13 protein-coding genes and 2 pseudogenes are annotated in these 18,117 nt (G+C 62.5%); 8 read left to right on the top strand and 7 right to left on the bottom strand.

Annotation, left to right across the window (positions count from 1 at the left end; genetic code table 11):
• Window positions 1-120 precede the first annotated feature (120 nt).
• On the top strand, window positions 121-1,239 hold the full coding sequence (locus tag ETW23_RS23995; protein WP_134831720.1) for a trypsin-like peptidase domain-containing protein: 1,119 nt from the start codon (window positions 121-123) through the stop codon (window positions 1,237-1,239).
• A gap of 127 nt (window positions 1,240-1,366) precedes the next feature.
• Here ETW23_RS23995 and phnY read toward each other — a convergent pair whose 3' ends face one another.
• Genes phnY through ETW23_RS23980 form a run of 3 tightly spaced genes read right to left on the bottom strand, consistent with a single transcriptional unit; the run spans window position 1,367 to window position 5,285 of the window.
• Window positions 1,367-2,815, bottom strand: coding sequence for a phosphonoacetaldehyde dehydrogenase (gene phnY / locus ETW23_RS23990; RefSeq protein ID WP_134831719.1), 1,449 nt, complete (start codon window positions 2,813-2,815; stop codon window positions 1,367-1,369).
• Window positions 2,816-2,830: 15 nt separating this feature from the next.
• Entirely contained in the window at window positions 2,831-4,078 is a 1,248-nt protein-coding gene (gene phnA, locus ETW23_RS23985) for a phosphonoacetate hydrolase (RefSeq protein ID WP_134831718.1), read from the bottom strand.
• 19 nt (window positions 4,079-4,097) lie between these two features.
• Window positions 4,098-5,285 carry a 2-aminoethylphosphonate--pyruvate transaminase gene (locus ETW23_RS23980; RefSeq protein ID WP_134831717.1) on the bottom strand — a complete coding sequence of 396 codons (1,188 nt, stop codon included), beginning with the start codon at window positions 5,283-5,285 and terminating at the stop codon, window positions 4,098-4,100.
• A 116-nt stretch (window positions 5,286-5,401) separates the two neighbouring features.
• Here ETW23_RS23980 and ETW23_RS23975 point away from each other — a divergent pair, with 116 nt between their 5' ends.
• Window positions 5,402-6,304 (top strand): LysR substrate-binding domain-containing protein, encoded by a 903-nt coding sequence (locus ETW23_RS23975; protein ID WP_134831716.1) that lies wholly within the window; start codon window positions 5,402-5,404, stop codon window positions 6,302-6,304.
• Window positions 6,305-6,506: 202 nt separating this feature from the next.
• A pseudogene (locus ETW23_RS23970) lies at window positions 6,507-7,500 on the top strand (IS30 family transposase); the annotation flags it as partial.
• Window positions 7,501-7,752: 252 nt separating this feature from the next.
• Here ETW23_RS23970 and ETW23_RS23965 read toward each other — a convergent pair.
• A complete protein-coding gene (locus tag ETW23_RS23965; RefSeq protein ID WP_134831715.1) occupies window positions 7,753-8,640 on the bottom strand; it encodes a LysR substrate-binding domain-containing protein in 888 nt (295 codons plus the stop codon).
• A gap of 1 nt (window position 8,641) precedes the next feature.
• On the bottom strand, window positions 8,642-9,532 hold the full coding sequence (locus ETW23_RS23960; RefSeq protein ID WP_134831714.1) for a LysR substrate-binding domain-containing protein: 891 nt from the start codon (window positions 9,530-9,532) through the stop codon (window positions 8,642-8,644).
• 153 nt (window positions 9,533-9,685) lie between these two features.
• On the opposite strand from ETW23_RS23960, the gene ETW23_RS23955 reads away from it, so the two are divergent.
• Both ETW23_RS23955 and ETW23_RS23950 read left to right on the top strand, forming a co-directional pair.
• Complete coding sequence (locus tag ETW23_RS23955) at window positions 9,686-11,188, top strand: aldehyde dehydrogenase family protein (protein ID WP_134831713.1); 1,503 nt, start codon at window positions 9,686-9,688, stop codon at window positions 11,186-11,188.
• Window positions 11,178-12,449, top strand: a complete 1,272-nt coding sequence (locus tag ETW23_RS23950; RefSeq protein WP_134831712.1) for an FAD-binding oxidoreductase — start codon at window positions 11,178-11,180, stop codon at window positions 12,447-12,449. The genes ETW23_RS23955 and ETW23_RS23950 overlap by 11 nt, the downstream gene beginning before the upstream one ends.
• A gap of 30 nt (window positions 12,450-12,479) precedes the next feature.
• On the opposite strand, the gene ETW23_RS23945 is transcribed toward ETW23_RS23950, so the two are convergent.
• On the bottom strand, window positions 12,480-13,556 hold the full coding sequence (locus ETW23_RS23945; protein ID WP_134831752.1) for a zinc ABC transporter substrate-binding protein: 1,077 nt from the start codon (window positions 13,554-13,556) through the stop codon (window positions 12,480-12,482).
• A 112-nt stretch (window positions 13,557-13,668) separates the two neighbouring features.
• Here ETW23_RS23945 and ETW23_RS23940 point away from each other — a divergent pair.
• From ETW23_RS23940 to ETW23_RS23930, 3 genes and pseudogenes are all read left to right on the top strand, one after another.
• Window positions 13,669-14,150, top strand: a pseudogene (locus ETW23_RS23940) (Fur family transcriptional regulator).
• The gene (locus ETW23_RS23935; RefSeq protein ID WP_134831711.1) at window positions 14,147-14,899 is read left to right on the top strand and encodes a metal ABC transporter ATP-binding protein; all 753 of its coding nucleotides are present in this window, start codon (window positions 14,147-14,149) and stop codon (window positions 14,897-14,899) included. Before ETW23_RS23940 ends, ETW23_RS23935 begins: the two are co-directional and overlap by 4 nt.
• A complete protein-coding gene (locus tag ETW23_RS23930; RefSeq protein ID WP_134831710.1) occupies window positions 14,896-15,702 on the top strand; it encodes a metal ABC transporter permease in 807 nt (268 codons plus the stop codon). Before ETW23_RS23935 ends, ETW23_RS23930 begins: the two co-directional genes overlap by 4 nt.
• A gap of 124 nt (window positions 15,703-15,826) precedes the next feature.
• Here the strand turns inward: ETW23_RS23930 and ETW23_RS23925 are convergent, their stop codons facing one another.
• Entirely contained in the window at window positions 15,827-18,109 is a 2,283-nt protein-coding gene (locus ETW23_RS23925; protein WP_134831709.1) for a response regulator, read from the bottom strand.
• Window positions 18,110-18,117 lie beyond the last annotated feature (8 nt).

Below are 18,117 nucleotides of genomic sequence, written 5' to 3'. Positions count from 1 at the left end.
GCTGCCGGCCCGGTGATACACCGTGCCGCGCCTCTGCACACATTACAGATCTGTATAGAAGACGTCAGGACATTGAAATCCGCACCCGCCATCTGCCTTGCATCACTTCAACGCAAGGAAATGAAGATGCCCAAAACCTACGCTCCTAAACGGTTTGCCTTTGCCCTGACCGCTGCCGCCTCAGCAGCGGCGATGTTTACCCTGGCGCCTGCGCCCGCACTGGCGGTGCCGGCGGGCGGTTATGCGGATCTGGTCGAAACCTTCTCGCCTGCGGTTGTGTTTGTCGAGGTTACTGGCAAGGCGCAGCCGGCTTCCGGCCGGCAGACCATTCCGAATGACCAGTTCATGGAAGAATTCATGCGCCGGTTCGGCGGCAAAATGCCCCGGTTCGACGACAGCCGCCCGGTGAAGGGCGCAGGCTCCGGCTTCGTGATCTCCGGGGACGGGCTGATCGTCACCAATCACCACGTGATCGACAATGCCCAGACCGTATCCGTCACCCTGGCCGATGGCAGCGTGCATGAAGCCACCGTGATCGGGGCCGACCCGCTGACCGACATTGCCCTGCTTAAGGTCGAGGCAGACGCACCGCTTACCGTGGTGGAATTCGGATCCTCAGACGCGCTGCGGGTGGGGGATGAAGTGCTGGCCATGGGAAGCCCCTTCGGCCTGGCAGGCACGGTGACATCGGGCATCGTCTCGGCCACCTCCCGCAATATCAACGCCGGGCCGTTTGATGACTTCATCCAGACCGACGCGGCGATCAACCGGGGCAATTCCGGCGGGCCGCTGTTCAACGCCGAAGGTGAGGTTGTCGGCGTCAACACCATGATCTATTCGCCCGGCGGCGGCTCGGTCGGGATCGGCTTTGCCGTGCCCTCGGACATGGTGCAGAAGATCGTCGCTGATCTGGAAGACGATGGCGAGATCACCCGCGGCTGGCTGGGCGTGCAAATCAAACCGCTGTCCGAGGACGCCGCCAATGTCCTGGGCCGCGAGGCAGGCAAAGGCGTGGTGATCGACAGCGTGGCGGCTGACAGCCCCGCTGCCAAGGCCGGCCTCAAGCCTGGCGACGTGGTACTGCGTTTTGGCGGCAGCGGCATTAACGAACTGCGCGATCTGACCGCAGCGGTGGCGATGAATGCTCCCGGTGAAACGGCACAGATCGAGGTGCTGCGCAGGGGCAAGAAAATCACCCTGGATGTCACTTTGGGCGACCGCGCCAGCCAGGACGCCTAATTACCCGCAGACCAAAATCCCTTGCGCCGGTACGGGCAGGGGATTGGACGGCCAAGGCTGCTTCCCCTCCGGCGGGCAGGGAGTGTCTCTGCCGGGCCTTGGCCGGACCCCTAACGCGCAGGCGGCGCTATTCCGGCCATGGCAGGGAGTAGGTCTTCACATTTGTGAAGAACTTCATGGCTTCTATGACGCCTTCCTTGACACCATTGCCGCTGTCTTTGATGCCGCCGAAGGGGGACATTTCGATGCGGTAGCCGGGCTGTTCCCAGATGTTGCAGGTGCCTACGTCCAAACCGTTGATATAGGCAATCGCCCGGTTCAGATCATTGGTGCAGACGCCTGACGACAGGCCGAACTCGGTGGAATTGGAAATCTTCATCACCTCGGCGTCATTGTCCGGCACCCGGACGATGGGCACGATCGGGCCAAAGGTCTCCTCCATCACCAGCTCGCTGCCGTGGGGCACCCTGTCGATCACGATGGGCGGCAAAAGCGCGCCCTGGCGGGGCGGGTGGTACAGGATCTCGGCGCCGTCTTTTTCGGCCTGCAGCACACGGTTTTCGAACAGCTCGGCGGCCTTGTCGTGGATGACGCAGCCCAGCTCGGTGGCCGGGTCCTGCGGGTCGCCGAATTTGATCGCACGAGCCTTTTCCAGGACCAGCGGCACAAAGCGGTCCGCGACGCTCTCTTGAACCAGAATACGCTTGATCGCGGTGCAGCGCTGGCCGGAGTTGCCGGTGGCGCCGGCCACGGCGATGGCGGCGGCCTTGTCCAGGTCCGCGTCCGGCAGATCGTTCAGCACAATCAGCGGGTCGTTGCCCCCCAGCTCCAGCGCCTGGCGTTTGTAGACGCCTTTTTCGGCGATCATCTTGCCTACCGGCACGCCGCCAGTGAAGGTGATGATGTCGATATTTTCATTGGTGATCATCTCGTCGCCAATGTCCTTAGGCCAGCCGGTGACCACCTGAAACATCTCCGGCGGCAGCCCGGCCTCATAAAGGATATCGGCCAGTGCAATACAGGTCAGCGGCGTCAGCTCGGTCGGTTTGCAAACCATGCAGTTGTTGGTGGCAATCGACGGCGCGATTTTATGGCTCACCATGTTCAGCGGGTGGTTGAACGGCGTGATCGCCGAGATCGCCTTGACCGGTTCGCGCTTGGTGAAGATCTTGCGCGCCTTGCCGTTGTGGGTGAGATCGCAGGAAAAGATCTCGCCGTCATCCTTCAGCGCCTCGGCCGCGGCAAACTGATAGACGTCCTGGGCGCGCTTGGTTTCATAGATCGCGTGCTGATGGCAGATGCCCAGCTCCAGCGTCAGCCATTTGGCCAGCCACTCGCGCTTCTCCCCGATCAGCTCACTCGCGCGCTGCAGGATCCGGCCGCGCTCATAGCGAGTGAGTTTGGGCGTGTAGTTCGCTGCCACCTCAAACGCCATGCGGGCATGTTCGGCCTTGCCGGCAGGAACATATCCAACAACTTCATTAGTATAGGGGTAATGAACCGGGACAGTTTCATCGGTAAAGACGATCTCGCCGCCGATCCGCATCCCTTCATTCCGGATCTCAGTATTGGTCATAATTTCACCCATGGATCAGAGAGCCGCCGCAGCGGTGGCATAGAAGAAGGCGTCAAAGTTGCGCAATTCCTCGGGCTGGCCAGGCAGATCAAGGACTCGGTTCACAATAAACGGTACTTCCTGTTCGGTCAGCCCGCCATGGCTGCGCAGCGGTTCTTTCAGCGCCGCCAGGTCGTGGCGGTGAGCGGAGGTGCCGATACAAATATTCTCGCCGGAGATCATCACGATGTCGCCGATACGGTCGCCGGGCAGTTCAAAGCGCCTGATGGCTTCTTCCTTGTCGATCACCAGGATCAGCTCCTCGCGGGCGTCCAGCTTGGCCATCACCTCCGCCTTGCCGGCACCTTCGGGCAGATAGGCGGTGGCAAAGGAGCCAAGCGCGCCGTGGTGCACCACATATGGGTCGGTGATCGGCAAGATCACCCGCGCGGCGTCCTTGCCCAGCCAGCCGTCCAGCAGATCCTGCGCGTAGATCACATTTGGCGTGCCGTCGGCGTGGTGCTTGGGCTTCATACCGTGATCGGCGGTCACGACAATCGCCGCGCCCATTTCATCCAGCTGCGCCAGGTACTGGTCGAACATCGCATAGAAATCCAGCGCGCCCTGCTGCTCCGGCGCGAATTTGTGCTGAATGTAGTCGGTGGTCGAAAGATACATCACGTCCGGCTTGAACTCCGCCAGCAGCTTGACGCCGGCGGCAAAGACGAATTCAGACAGCTCCGCCGAGTAGACCTCCGGCACCTCCATGCCCAGCCACTGGCTGGCGTTGTCGATACCGTGCTCTGCTTTGGTGGTCTCGCCCGACCTTTCGGAGGAGAAGGCCACCGCGCGGTCTTCGTCGAACTTCAAGTCGGCACCCAGCAGCGCACGCAGCTTGTCCTTGGCGGTGACCATGGCAACGCGATAACCGGCATCATAGAACTGCGAAAAGATGGTCGGCGCACGCAGGAAGCGCACGTCGTTCATCATCACCTCTTCGCCGCTGTCCGGGTCGATCAGATAATTGCCGCAGATGCCGTGCACACTGGGCGGGCGGCCGGTGGCAATCGACAGATTGTTGGGGTTGGTGAATGACGGGATCACCGAATTCGCCACGCGGCCGGTTCCGGTCCCGCGGATCCGCTTCAGCGTTGGCATCAGCCCTTTGGCGATGGCAACCTCCAGATATTCAGGCTCGCAGCCGTCCAGGCAGATGGCAATCGCCGGAACCTTGGGGACCGGGTAGCTGCGCCCATTGGCGATGACGGGGGTGTGGGTGGTCATATCTCGGAGTCCTTTGTCTTCAGGCAGCCAGTTCGGCGCGTTCTTCCAGCGCCGCATCAGGCGGGGCCGCGCTGGCGACGTCCATTTCTGCAAGCGTTTCCGCGGCGGCGGTCACAACCCGCCGCATCACATGTTCGTCCATCTGCCCGATGCAGCCGATGCGGAAACTGTCCACCACCGTCAGCTTGCCCGGGTAGATGATGAAGCCCTTTTCCTTCATCAGACCGTAGAAGCGGTGAAAGACGAAATTCTCATCCGCAGGGCAAAAGAATGTGACGATGATGGGCGACAGCCAGCGGCTGTCCAGCAGCGTCTCGAAACCCAGTTCACGCATTCCGCCGACCATCACATCGCGGTTGCGCGCATAACGGGCGCCGCGGCCAGCAACACCGCCTTCGGCTTCATGCGCCTTCAATGCGACCAGAAAAGAGGCAACCGCATGGGTCGGCGGCGTGAACCGCCACTGTCCGGTCTTTTCCATATTGTCCCATTGCGCGTGGACGTCCAACGACAGCGAATGGCAGTTGCCCCTGGCCGCTTCAATCTCAGACTTGCGGGCGATGACAAAGCCGAATCCCGGCACGCCCTCAATGCATTTGTTGGCCGACGACACCATTGCCTCATACCGAATGTCCGAGGGCTGCAGATCAATCGCACCAAAGGCCGACATGGAATCGATCAAGAGCTTGCGGCCCGCGGCATAGACCGCCTTGGATATCTCAGCGATTGGGTTGAGGATGCCCGAGGAGGTCTCGCAATGGATCGCCACCACATGGGTGATCGCCGGATCAGCGGTCAGAATTTCCGCCACCTCCGCACCGCGCGGCGGCAGGTAGTCGCCCTTGTCCAGCACCACGTGATCGCGGCCCAGATAGTTCAGCGTTTGCGCCGAGCGCTGGCCATATGCGCCATTGATCAGCACCAGCGCCTTGCCATCGCGGGGAATGAAAGAACCCAGCATCGCCTCGACTGCAAAACTGCCGGAGCCCTGCATCGGCACACAGTCAAAGTCATCCGCGCCGCGCCCCAGCAACGCCAGCAGGCGGTTGCGGATCTCGCGGGTCATGCCGCGAAAATCATCGTCCCAACTGCCCCAGTCCCGCAGCATCGCCTGTTTCACCGCATAAGAAGTCGTCAATGGCCCCGGCGTCAGCAAATAGGGTTCGCCCAGCCTGGGCGGTTCAATCGGATCCGTGGAAGCACTCATCTGCACTCTCCCAAGAGGAATTTGAACACATCATTGCCGCCTGCCAATCCATATGTAAAATTGCAAAAAACAATTCACTTATAGGCTGGGCCTATGATTGCCGGGAAAGGGAACAGATGCGCCATAGCCAGCTTCGCGCCTTCCACCATGTTGCGCTTCTGGGCGGCTTTTCCCGCGCCGCCAGGGCGCTGCATCTGACCCAGCCGGCGGTCTCCGAACAGGTCCGCAAGCTGGAGCAGGACCATGACATTCTGCTGTTTCACAGGGAGAAGAAACAGATTACCCTAACCCCTCAAGGCGAAGAGCTGCTGCGGCTGACCAAAGGTTATTTCGAGGCCGAAGCGCAGATCAGCGAGCACCTGTCCGATTCCGGTACGGTGGTGGAGGGCGAGCTGCGGATCATTGCTGACTCGGTCCTGCATATCACTGCCCTGCTCGGGCCGTTCCGCAAGAAACACCCGAATATCACCATTCTTCTAAGGGCCGGGAACACCGAAGACGTCCTGGAACAGCTGCGCAGTTACAAGGCTGAGATCGGTGTCATAGGCAGCTTGACCCCGGGCCGGGACATGACCGGGCTGCACCTGGGCGCCACTGGCATCACCGCCTTTGCCGCCCGCGGTTTTTTGCCTTCAGGCCGGCAGAACCTGCGCCTTGCAGACCTGCCGGGCCTGCCGCTGGTGTTCCGCGAAGCGGGCTCAAAGACCCGCCAGAAGATTGAAGCTGAGGCCCGAAGCAGGGGCGTTATTCTGCAACCCGCGATTATTGCCGAAGGCCGCGAAGCGGTGCGGGAACTGGTTGCCTCGGGTGCCGGCATCGGTTTTGTTTCCGAAGCGGAGTTCGGACATGACAGCCGGCTGGTCAAGATCAGGTTGGAGGATGCCAGCCTGACAATGGGCGAGAGTATTGTCTCGCTCACCCAGCGGCAGGACGTAAGGGTGGTCCGCGCCTTCATGGAGTTTGCTGCAAACACATTGGCCCGGCAGGAAATGCCTGAACCCAGCCCGCCCATTGGGTGACGCTGCCAGAAACACTGCCGCTTAGCCTCGCTCCACGGCCTTTACATCGGCCTCAGCCCGTCAGCAGGCAAATTGCGGGTCTGCAGTGATCATGTTTAACATAACCCGGATTACAGGATGCATTTATGCAGCCGGGGCGCGCGCTACTTTGAAGTGCGACTCCTGTTAGAAAACAATGAGTTATCTAATAGGAGACCATGGCATGGGAGCCGTTTACACGCAACTATCACTGGGAGAACGCCGCAAGATCGAGGCCCTGGTGGCACGCAAAGGTGCCTGTCAGAGAGATGGCGCGTGTTCTCAAGCGCCACAAATCGACGATCTTTCGTGAGATCAAACGGAATTTCTGGGCGGATGACGCATTCCCGAAGAAGTACGCAGGTTACTTCGGTCATGCGGCTCAGTTGCAGACAAACAAGCGCCGTTCAGTGTAGCGTAAACTGATCCGGCACCCTGAGCTGTGCCAGACGGTCATCGCACGTATCAAACAAGGCTGGACGCCCGAGCAGATCGGCAATCGCATGATCTACGAAGGTGCTGCGCTGCGTGTCTGCCAGGAGACGATTTATCGCTATATCTATTCCAAGGAAGGCATGGATCAGGAGCTGTGGTGGTATCTGCCTGAGCATCGAAAGGCGCGTCGTCCACGTCGGGCCAGAAAGCGCCAGAAGCCCAAGTTTGACCGTGATGTCAGCATCCTGTTCCGCCCGGACGATGTCGCACACCGCCGCCAGTTCGGGCATTGGGAAGCTGATCTTGTCTTGTTCAAACAACGCTTTGGACAATCAAACGTCACATCACTGGTCGAACGCGTCAGCCGGTTTACCGTGCTGTTGAAGAATCCGAACAAGCGCACGAAGCCGGTGATGGGCAAGATCATGAAGGCTGTGCGCGACCTGCCCTACATCGCACGCCGCTCAATCACCTTCGATCGGGGCACGGAGTTCGTCAGCTGGCCGCACCTGCAAGCTGAGATCGGAACGCAAACTTGGTTCTGTGATCCCTCCAGTCCGTGGCAGAAAGGCACCGTGGAAAACACAAACCGGCGCGCCCGAAGATGGCTGCCGAGGAAGCGGGACATCACGGCAGTCTCAGATCATGAATTGAAAATGATCTGTGACCGCCTCAACGCTACACCGAGGAAGTGCCTCGGATGGAAGACACCCGCCGAGGTGTTCGGTGAAAAGATGATAGAGGAAATGCGCCGATCCCCCTACCCTCAAAAGCAACAGGTGTCGCACTTCAAGTATCGCTCACATATCAAAGCTATCTGCGATCAGCTCAACAACACACCGCGCAAATGCCTTGGATAGGAAACACCGGCAGAAGTACTCCGTGAAAAGATGCCAGAGGAGACGGATCAAGCATCCTACCCTGAACGTCTATAGGAGCCGCGGTACAAGCATCGCTCACACATCAAATACCAAGGGCCGCCCAGGCGGATTTTCTCAACCCGCCTTTGAACGCAATTGCTTCTTCAGCCACCGTTCAAGCTTTTGCACCGCTTCCGGCACCACCCCGTGCGGACGCACCAGGTAATAGCGCTTGCGCGACACCAGCTCCGGCCCCGGAATCCGCACCAGATCCCCTGACGCAATCTCCCGCGCCACCATGTCATAGGGCACTATCGCAGCCCCCAACCCCGCCGCCGCTGCCGCAATCACCATCGAATGCTGATCGAAATAGCGCCCGTCCTGCCGCGGTGCGCCTGCCAGCCCGGCGCGCTCGAACCACTCCGCCCAGGTTCCTGCCCGGCTGTCCAGGTGCAGCAGCGGCGCCTGTGCCAGGCTACCCGCCAGCTCCAGCTGGTGCGCGGCATAAAACGCGGGCGCGCAGACCGGCACCATTTCCTCGCCGAACAAGGGCGCCATATGGGTGCCCGGCCAGTTGTCCAGCCCGTAGTGCACCGCCAGGTCGAAATTCTCGCGCGCAAAATCAAACGGCTCCAGCCGGGTGGAGAAACTCAGCTCCACCTCCGGATGGCGGGCGAAGAAATCCGGCAGCCGCGGAATCAGCCACAGGTTGGCAAAGGCAGGCAGCACCGCAATCCGCAAAGCCGAGCGGCCCGCCCCGGCAGCAGCAGCCTTCTGCAGCGTCGCCCGCAAACCTGCCAGATCCAGCTCCAGATCGGCGGCCAGCCCCTGCCCCGCAGGCGTCAGCACCACACCCCGGCCTGAACGCTGGAACAGGTCGAACCCCAGATCCGCCTCCAGCTCCTTTACCTTCTTGCTGACGGCGCTTTGCGTCAGCCCCAATTCCTCTCCCGCCGCAGTGAAACTTTGATGCCGCGCAGCGCTTTCAAAACAGCGCAGATGGGTCAGGCCCGGCAGGCGCATCTTACACCTCCCCCAGCTGCGACAGCAGCCATTCGCGAAATTTGATCAGCGGATATTCCTCTGGCTGATCCGCAGGCCAGACCAGGAAATATTCGCCCAAACTCACTGCCGCCCCCTCCATCGCCAGCATCAGCCGGCCTTGCGCAATTTCATTCTCCGCCAGGAAATCCGGCAACAACGCCACCCCCAACCCATGCACCGCCCCCTGCGTCATGGCCGAGGATTGGTCAAACAGCATCCCCCGCAGCTTGGCCGCCGGCACATCGTGAAGATGAAACCACTGTTCCCAGCAATCCGGGTGCGTCTCCAGATGCAGCAACGGATAGTCCAGCAGTTCCGCCGGGCTGGAAACCGGCCTCGCCATCAGCCCCGGCGCGCAGACCGGCAGCACATGTTTCGGCATCAGCGGCAGATACGCCACCCCCGGCCAGTCCCGCGTGCCGTAATGGATCGCCGCCTGCGCCGTGCCCGCATCAAAGCTGAACGGCAGATTATGCGTGTGCAGGTTCACCGTGATGCCGGGATGCGAGGCGGCAAACTCCCGCAGCCGCGGCGCCAGCCAATGGAGGCCAAAGGACGGCAGGATCGACAAGGTGAAACTGCCGCCGTCCGGGTTCGCCCGCAGCTTGACCGAGGCCTGCGCCAGCCGGGTCAGGATCGCGCGCGCCTCCTTGGCAAAGCCGGTCCCCGCCGGCGTCAGCTGCATCCGCATCTGGTCACGGGCAATCAGATCGACCCCCATCTGCTCCTCCAGCTGTTTCAATTGGCGGCTGACGGCGCTTTGCGTCAGCGACAGATCCTCCGCTGCCGCCGAAGCACTGCCCAGCCGGTCTACGGCCTCCAGCGCCAGCAGCGACGGGATCGAGGGCAGAAAGCGGCGCGGGGCAATCATATGATCTTAGCTCATGACTTCAGGATTTAGTTTCAATAGCAATCCGCGCCGGAGGGTGCAATTTCTATATCAGACCGACGCCCGGCAGGACATCGGCGCAAATCAGGCTAAAGTTTTGCTCATGTCCTGCCCTCGCTTCAAAAGGATCCCGATATGCCTCATTCCGACATCCTCGCCGCTGCCGGCCTGACCCAAGCCGAACTGACCGGCGGCAGCCTTTCTGTCACCACGCCCGTCGACGGCAGCGAAATCGCCCGCCTGAAAACCCACAGTGCGGTGGAGGCCGAAGCGCAAATTTCCGCCGCCAAATCCGCCTTCAAATCATGGCGCCTGGTGCCCGCCCCGCGCCGTGGCGAGCTGGTGCGCCTGCTGGGCGAGGAACTGCGCCGCGAAAAGGAAAACCTGGGCCGCCTCGTCACCCTGGAATGCGGCAAAATCTACCAGGAAGGCCTCGGCGAAGTGCAGGAGATGATCGACATCTGCGACTTTGCCGTCGGCCTCTCACGCCAGCTTTACGGCCTCACCATCGCCTCGGAACGCCCCGGCCATGCCATGCGCGAGAGCTGGCACCCGATGGGCACCTGCGGCATCATCACCGCCTTCAACTTCCCCGTTGCACCCTGGTGCTGGAACGCAGCACTTGCGCTGGTCTGCGGCGATCCGGTGATCTGGAAACCCTCCGAGAAAACCCCGCTCACCGCGCTGGCGGTGCAGAAAATCTGCGACCGCGCCATCGCCGCCTTTGGCGAGGACGCTCCCCAGGGTCTCATTCAGGTGCTGATCGGCGAGCGTGATCTGGGCGAGGCGCTCACTGCCTCCAAGGACGTCGCAATCATCTCGGCCACCGGATCGGTGCCGATGGGCAAAGCGGTTGCGGCGGACATGTCGCAACGCCTTGGCCGCACCATTCTGGAACTTGGCGGCAACAACGCGATGATCGTGGCACCTTCGGCCGATCTTGAAATGGCCCTGCGCGCCATCGTTTTTTCCGCCGTCGGCACCGCCGGCCAGCGCTGCACCAGCCTGCGCCGCCTGATCGTGCACAAGGATATCTATGACGCGCTGATCCCGCGTCTGATCAAGGCCTACGCGGGCCTGCCCATCGGCGATCCGCTGGCGGACGGCACCCTGGTCGGCCCGCTGATCGACCGCCAAGCCATGGATTCTATGCTGCGGGCGCTGGAGCGCGCCCAGAGCGAAGGCGGCACCGTGCATGGCGGCGGCCGCGCACTGACGGACAGCTTTGCCAAAGCGGCTTATGTGCATCCGGCAATCGTCGAGATGCCCGCCCAGACCACGATCATGCACACCGAAACCTTTGCGCCGATCCTCTATGTGGTGAAATACGCGGGTCTCGACCAAGCCATTGAAATGCAGAACGAAGTACCGCAAGGCTTGTCGTCCTGCATCTTCTCCACCGACGTGCGCGAATGCGAATATTTCCTCTCGGCAGCGGGCTCGGACTGCGGTATTGCCAATGTGAACATCGGCCCCTCCGGCGCTGAAATCGGCGGTGCGTTCGGGGGCGAAAAGGAGACGGGCGGCGGCCGTGAAAGCGGATCCGACGCCTGGAAAGGCTACATGCGCCGTCAGACCAACACGGTGAACTATTCACGCGAGCTGCCGCTTGCTCAGGGGATCAAGTTTGACATCTGATCTGGCATCCTGCCTCTGGCACCAAACCTGCCAGGAAAATCCAGCCTTCCCGGAACTCACCGGGGAGGCATCAGCTGATCTCGTGGTGATCGGCGGCGGCTATACCGGCTGCTCTGCCGCGCTCAAGGCTGCGGAAATGGGCGCCTCGGTCCGCCTGATCGAGGCGGAGGAAATCGGCAACGGCGGCTCGGGCCGCAATGTCGGACTGGTGAATGCAGGCCTCTGGCTGCCGCCCGAAGACATCAACGCCGAACTGGGGGCAGAGGCCGGCAACCGCCTGTCGGCTCTGCTGGGCGGCGCGCCCCGGATGGTGTTCTCCCTTATCGGGAAACACCGCATCCAATGCGAGGCTGAGCAGGGCGGCACCCTGCACTGCGCCCATGCCCCAGCCGGCCTGGCTGACCTGCAACGCCGCCACGCACAGCTCCGCGCCATTGGCGCGCCGGTGGAATTGCTGGACCGGGACGAAGCCGTCCGGCGCACAGGTTCCGCTGCCGTGCACGGTGCCCTGTTCGATCCGCGCGCGGGCACAATCCAGCCGCTCGCCTATGTCCGCGGCCTCGCCCGCGCCGCCGCGGCAGCCGGCGCGCAGCTGCACAGCAACTCCCCCGCCGCCACGATCAGCCGCGACGGCACCAGCTGGCAAGTGACAACACCAAGAGGCAGCCTGCGCGCCAGGCATCTGATCATGGCCACAAACGCCTATGCCCGCGACATCACCGGCTACAGCGCGCCGCGAGTGATCCCGGTTCATTACTTCCAGGCCTCCACCGATCCGCTGCCTGCCGCTCTGCTCGACAAACTCCTGCCAAACAAAGAAGGTTGCTGGGACACCGCCCTGGTGATGTCCTCCTGGCGGCTGGATCAGGCCGGGCGGCTGGTGATCGGCGGCATGGGTGCGCTCAACCATTTCGGCAGCGCCCTGCATCGCAATTGGCTGCCCCGCAAACTGGCAGCGCTTTACCCCCAATTGAAAGACGCGAGGCTGCACAGCCCTTGGCATGGCCGCATTGCCATGACCACCGAACACCTGCCCAAGATCCTGGATCTGAACTGCGGCTTAGCCTGTTTCGGTTATTCCGGCCGCGGTATCGGCCCCGGCACGCTGTTCGGCACCGCAATGGCCGAGGCCCTGCTGACAGGCGACCAATCCTGCCTGCCGGTTCCGCCCGCAAAAGGCCACGCAATCCCCTTTGCAGGGCTGCGCAGCGCCTACTACGAGACCGGTGCCAGCCTCACCCATCTGATCAGCGACAGGTGAAAAGGCGGACCGCACCGGCCCGCCCGCCGATCATTTGCAGCCGGCAATCGCTGCGCCGATATCCTGCAGCAGTGCTGGGTAGAACTGCGGCCCCGCTTCCAGCTTGGCACCCAGCGGATCCAGCACCGCGGTGCCCGCACCGGTGCCATCCAGCACGGTGGCGACCACGCCCGGGTTGAACTGCGGCTCCGAGAAGACGCAGGCCACCTTGAGGTCCGCCACGACATCGCGCATTTCGGCAATCCGCGCCGGGCCCGGCTTGGAGGCGTCACCGATCGAAATTGCCCCGGCGGCATTCAATCCAAATCCGCGCTCGAAATACTGATAGGCGTCGTGAAACACGATGAACTGCTTGGCGCGGAACGGTTCCAGCGCAGCCGAGACACTGGCAACAGTGTCCGCAATCTCCTGCTTGCCGGCTTCGGCATTAGCCTTGTACGCGGCGGCATTTCCTGGGTCATGCTCTGCCAGCTCCTCCGCGATCACATCAAGCCAGGCCTGGGCATTGGCCGGCAGCAACCAGGCATGCGGGTCGGTGCCGTCATGGTGATGGCCATGGGCATGATCATCATGGTCACCGTGATCGCTGTGGCCATCTTTTTCCGCAGGGTCTTCATGGGCTTCATGATCGTCGTGATCTTCATGGCCCTCAGCATGCTCTTCATGGCCATGATCATCATGATCTTCATGCGCATCGTGACCGTCTTGATCCGCATGGTCCTCCTCATTGCCATCATGTGCATGCGCCTCAAACCGCGCGCCTTCCCGGAACGGCAGAACTGTGGTGCCCGTGGCCTCCAGCAGCTCCACCCGGTGCGCGCCGCCGGCCAGTTCCTCCAGCGGGCCATGCAGCCAAGGGGTCAGCGCCTCACCCAGCCAGAACACCAGATCCGCCTGATCCAGCGCCCGCGCCTCGGAGGGGCGCATCGAATAGCCATGCGGCGAAGCCCCCGGCGGCACCACAAGGGCCGGCTCACCCAGGCCCTGCATCACCCGCGCCACCAGCCCGTGAACCGGCGTGATATCCGCCGCCACACGCGGCACCTCCGCCCAGGCCGCCCCGGTTCCCGCCAGCAAGGCCAGTATTGCCGATCCATTTCTCCACATGCCGGAATTCCGCATATCACGCCCCACGTAATTTTATAACATCACGCGGTTGATAAACGTCATAACATAACATATCAAGAGGCAAATCACCCGCCGCCCAAAGGACCCCGCAATGGACTCCATCGGTTTCGAACCGCATGACCACAGCAACTGCATTCACGATTGCATCGCAGCGGTGGACGCCCAGTGCCGGACGGCCGGGCTGCAATTCACGCCCGTTCGCCGCCGGGTGCTGGAGATCCTGCTGCAGGAGCACCGCGCGCTCGGGCATATGAAATCCTTGACCGGCTGCGCGAAGAGGGCCTCGGCTCGCAGCCGCCGGTTGCCTACCGGGCTTTGGATTTCCTGGTGAAAAACGGCTTTGCCCATAAGATCGAACGCCTGAACGCCTTCATCGCCTGCACCCATCCGGGCGAGCATCACGCGCCGGTCTTCCTGATCTGCCGCGCCTGCGATGCAGTGGCTGAATCGCAGCGGGAGCCGACCCAGGGCCAGCTCGGCCAGGCCGCCCGCGAGGCTGGATTTGTCATCGAGCGCGCGGTGATCGAGGCCGAGGGCCTGTGCCCCAAATGCCAGCATGCGGGCGCTGCATGAGCCTGATTTCCCTCGAACAGCTGACGGTCTCTTATGGCGGAAAGACAGTGTTGTCCGGCGTCAATCTGGCCATTGAACCCGGCGAGATCGTCACCGTGGTCGGCCCCAACGGGTCCGGTAAATCCACCCTTCTGCGCAGCGTGATCGGCGCGCTGAAACCCTCGCGCGGTGCAGTCAACCGCGCGCCCGGCCTGCGCATCGGCTATGTGCCGCAGAAACTGCACATCGACCCGACCCTGCCGCTGACCGTGCGCCGGTTCCTCAGCCTGCCCGCGCGGGTATCTGACGCCCGCGCCTCCGAGGCGCTGGAGCAAGCCGGCGCCGGCGATCTGGCGGCCCGGCAGATGTCCGGCCTGTCGGGCGGGCAGTTCCAGCGGGTTCTGCTGGCGCGTGCCCTGCTGACCGATCCGCAGCTGCTGATCCTGGATGAAGCCACCCAAGGCCTCGACCAGCCCGGCTCCGCCGCCTTTTACCAGCGCATCGAGAAGGTCCGGCAGAATTTGGGCTGTGCGGTGCTGATGGTCAGTCATGAACTGCATGTGGTGATGGCGGCCTCGGACCGGGTGGTCTGCCTCAACGGCCATGTCTGTTGCGAGGGCGCGCCGGAACATGTCGCCTCGGCACCGGAGTACCGCGCCCTGTTCGGCACCGGAACCCAAGGCGCGCTGGCGCTCTACCGGCACGAGCACAATCACAGCCATGATCAGGATTGCAATCATGACCACCATCATCACAAGGCTGCGGAATGACCCTGCTTGACGATTTCCTGATCCGCGCAGCCCTTGCGGGCATCGGCGTGGCGCTGGCCGCGGCACCTTTGGGCTGTTTCGTGGTCTGGCGGCGGATGGCCTATTTCGGCGACGCCACTGCGCATGCGTCGATCCTGGGCGTGGCGCTGGCGCTTAGCTTTGATGTGTCGGTCTTTGCCGGTGTGCTGGCCACCGCGCTGGCCATGGCCACCACCGTGTCCGCACTTGCCGGACGCGGCTATGCGATGGACACGCTTTTGGGCGTGCTGGCGCATTCTTCGCTGGCTTTCGGCCTGGTCGCGGTGTCTTTCCTGCAAGGCGTGCGGATCGATCTGATGGCGTATCTGTTTGGCGATATCCTGGCGGTGGGGCGCGGCGATCTGGCGGTGATCTGGTGCGGCGCAGCCCTGGTGCTGGCGCTGCTCTGGTGGCGCTGGTCGGCGCTGCTGACCGCCACGCTGAACCCGGATCTGGCCCATGCAGCGGGCATTGATCCCCGCCGCGAGCAAATGGTGCTGACACTTGCCCTGGCCCTGGTCGTGGCAGTTGCCATCAAGGTGGTCGGAGTATTGCTGATTGCCGCCATGCTGCTGATTCCGGCTGCGGCCGCCCGCCCCTTTGCCGCAACACCAGAGCGGATGGCGGTGATTGCCGCGCTCTTGGGGATGCTGGCGGCCTCTGGCGGGCTGCAGCTGGCGTTTGTGTTCGACACCCCCGCCGGTCCCAGCATCGTTTGCCTGGCGGCGGCTCTCTTTGCCGCGTCCGGCCTTGCCGGCCTGGTGCTGCAACGGCATCGCGGCTGACCGCTGCCGCCTGCATCCTTCCCTGCCGCGATTGAAAGCAACAAGCACTGGCTTGGGCTGCAGACCGAAATCCGGGCCTGGCTGCCGGCTGCAAAACCGCTTGCCGGCCAGCGCACAGGCGGCCTCAGCTGCCAGTGCGCTGCAGGCTGTCCCCGCAGGTCCATTTGCTGACGGCCTCGTTCAGCGCCTTCTTGTTGATCGGCTTGCTGAGGAAATCATCCATCCCCGCCTCCAGGCATTTTTCCCGGTGGCTCTGCAGCGCATTGGCGGTCAGCGCCACGATCGGGCATTTTCTGCCGCCGGTCTCTGCCTCGATCCGGCGCATCTCGGCCGTAGCCTCAATCCCGTCCATCTCCGGCATCATCATGTCCATCAGGACAAGGTCGGGCCGCTCTGCCTGGAACTGCGCAACAGCCTCCACACCGTTTTTGGCAACGCTGATTTTCAGCGGCGCATCTTTCAGCATCTTGGTAACAACCAGCTGGTTGGTGCGGTTGTCCTCGGCCAGCAGAACTTTCAGCAGCCGACCCTGCGGCGCCTCGTTGCCGCCGCCGCTGTCAACAACCGCCGGTTTTTGGTCCTGAACGCTCAGCACCCGGGTGATCACCTGCCGCAGCTGCACCGCCCGCACAGGTTTCAGCGCGAACTCACAAACTCCGATAGCCTCGCAATCCGAACGGCTTAGCGCGTGTTCCACCGAAGACAGCACAATCAGCGGCACCGCTTCAAAACCCGGCATGGCGCGAATCCGGGCTGCCAATTCCCGCCCGTCCATCGCCGGCATCTGGTAGTCCAGAATGATGAAATCGAACCGGCGCCCGTCCAGCTGCGCATCCGACAGGATCTCCAGCCCCTCATGCGCCGAGGCTGCCAGCGTGCAGGTCACGCCCCAGGCACTCAGCCGTTCCGACAGGATCACCCGGTTCAGCTCCAAGTCATCCACCAGCAAACCGTTGAGTCCGGCAAAGCTGAGCGGGCTGCCCTCCCGTGCCGAGGCGACATGGCCGCCGGCCCGCAATGGCATCTCTATGGTGAATACAGACCCTTTGCCCGGCTCCGACTGCACCTGCACCGAGCCGCCCATCAGCTCCAGCAGCTGTGCCGAGATTGCCAGCCCCAGGCCAGTGCCCTCAAAATTGCGGGTGGCGGCATTGTCAGCCTGCTCAAAGGCGCGGAAGATCTGTCCTGTCCGCTCCGGCTCAATGCCTATGCCGGTATCGGTGACCTGCAGCGTCAGCAAATGGCGGCCGCCCTGTTTGCGGCCGGTCAAGTCGATGAAGACATAGCCTTTGCGGGTGAATTTGACCGCGTTGCCGGCAATATTGGTGATCACCTGGCGGATCCGCCCGGCATCACCCTCAAAGATTTCCGGCAGCGCGGGGTCGTACCGCATAGTGATCTCGACCCCCTTTTCCGCCGCCTTGGGCGACAGCAGGGTGACCACATCCTCCAGTGCCGTCTGCAAATTGAACGGAGCATGGTTAAGCTCGACCTTGCCGGCCTCAATCTTGGAGAAGTTCAGGATGTCGTTGATAATCGTCAGCAGCGCCGTGCCGGATTTTGCAATGGTCTCTGCATACATCCGCTGGTCCTCGTCCAGCCCGGTGTCCTGCAGCAGCTCTGCCATGCCAATCACCCCGTTCATCGGGGTGCGGATCTCATGGCTCATATTGGCGAGGAATTCCGACTTGGCGCGGTTTGCAATATCTGCGGCCTCACGCGCCTGCTCCATTGCAAATTCCCGCTCGTCCCGCTCGGAAAAAGTGTCTTCCAGCACGCCGACCGAAAAATCCAACGCCCGGAATTCCCGGGATGCAAACCAGGGCAGCGGCCGCTGCGGGCTGCGCAGCCCTGCAATGGCGTCAGACATCCGGTTATGGATCATATGCAATGGCCGCAGCGCCAGAATATGCACCAGCAACAGCACCAGAAGCGACAGCGCCAGCACCGGCACAACTGTCCAAATGATGATCTGGCGCACTTTGGCCGCCACCAGCGCTTTTCCGTCCTGGGTCGACCAGTCCACCACCATGGTGCCGAAGGAAGCGCCTTCCAGCTCGATCGGCCGTTCATAGATCACGTGATTATCCGGCTGCGGCGCGCCCGGCGCATTGGCCGCAGCCAGCAGCTTGCCCGCCGGGCTGCGGATCTGGATCGACACGATCTGAGGGTTCCGGGTGACGGCCTCGATCAGCCCGGTCTCCAGGACCGGGACATCCTCGACTATAATCGATTCCAGCATCAGCCCGCTGAGCAGGGAAACCGTCAGGTCGGCCTGGCCGGCAAGCTGCTCTTCAAGCCGCTGCACCTCCTGGCGCTGCGCCAGATTGCCGACTGCAAAGCCAACCGCAGAAGCGGCTATCAGCAGCGACAACACGATCTGAAAAAGGATGCCTGTAAGTTTCATTTCTTCAC

The sequence above is a fragment of the Leisingera sp. NJS201 genome, from assembly GCF_004535885.1.
GTDB lineage: Bacteria > Pseudomonadota > Alphaproteobacteria > Rhodobacterales > Rhodobacteraceae > Leisingera.
This window is presented reverse-complemented; position numbering and strand designations above follow the sequence as displayed.

What these genes read in the sequence shown, in the direction of transcription:
- ETW23_RS23995 (WP_134831720.1), top strand. Translation starts at nt 121, where the DNA reads ATGAAGATGCCCAAAACCTACGCTCCTAAACGGTTTGCCTTTGCCCTG.
- phnY (WP_134831719.1), bottom strand. Translation starts at nt 2,815, where the DNA reads ATGACCAATACTGAGATCCGGAATGAAGGGATGCGGATCGGCGGCGAG.
- phnA (WP_134831718.1), bottom strand. Translation starts at nt 4,078, where the DNA reads ATGACCACCCACACCCCCGTCATCGCCAATGGGCGCAGCTACCCGGTC.
- ETW23_RS23980 (WP_134831717.1), bottom strand. Translation starts at nt 5,285, where the DNA reads ATGAGTGCTTCCACGGATCCGATTGAACCGCCCAGGCTGGGCGAACCC.
- ETW23_RS23975 (WP_134831716.1), top strand. Translation starts at nt 5,402, where the DNA reads ATGCGCCATAGCCAGCTTCGCGCCTTCCACCATGTTGCGCTTCTGGGC.
- ETW23_RS23965 (WP_134831715.1), bottom strand. Translation starts at nt 8,640, where the DNA reads ATGCGCCTGCCGGGCCTGACCCATCTGCGCTGTTTTGAAAGCGCTGCG.
- ETW23_RS23960 (WP_134831714.1), bottom strand. Translation starts at nt 9,532, where the DNA reads ATGATTGCCCCGCGCCGCTTTCTGCCCTCGATCCCGTCGCTGCTGGCG.
- ETW23_RS23955 (WP_134831713.1), top strand. Translation starts at nt 9,686, where the DNA reads ATGCCTCATTCCGACATCCTCGCCGCTGCCGGCCTGACCCAAGCCGAA.
- ETW23_RS23945 (WP_134831752.1), bottom strand. Translation starts at nt 13,556, where the DNA reads ATGTGGAGAAATGGATCGGCAATACTGGCCTTGCTGGCGGGAACCGGG.
- ETW23_RS23935 (WP_134831711.1), top strand. Translation starts at nt 14,147, where the DNA reads ATGAGCCTGATTTCCCTCGAACAGCTGACGGTCTCTTATGGCGGAAAG.
- ETW23_RS23930 (WP_134831710.1), top strand. Translation starts at nt 14,896, where the DNA reads ATGACCCTGCTTGACGATTTCCTGATCCGCGCAGCCCTTGCGGGCATC.
- ETW23_RS23925 (WP_134831709.1), bottom strand. Translation starts at nt 18,109, where the DNA reads ATGAAACTTACAGGCATCCTTTTTCAGATCGTGTTGTCGCTGCTGATA.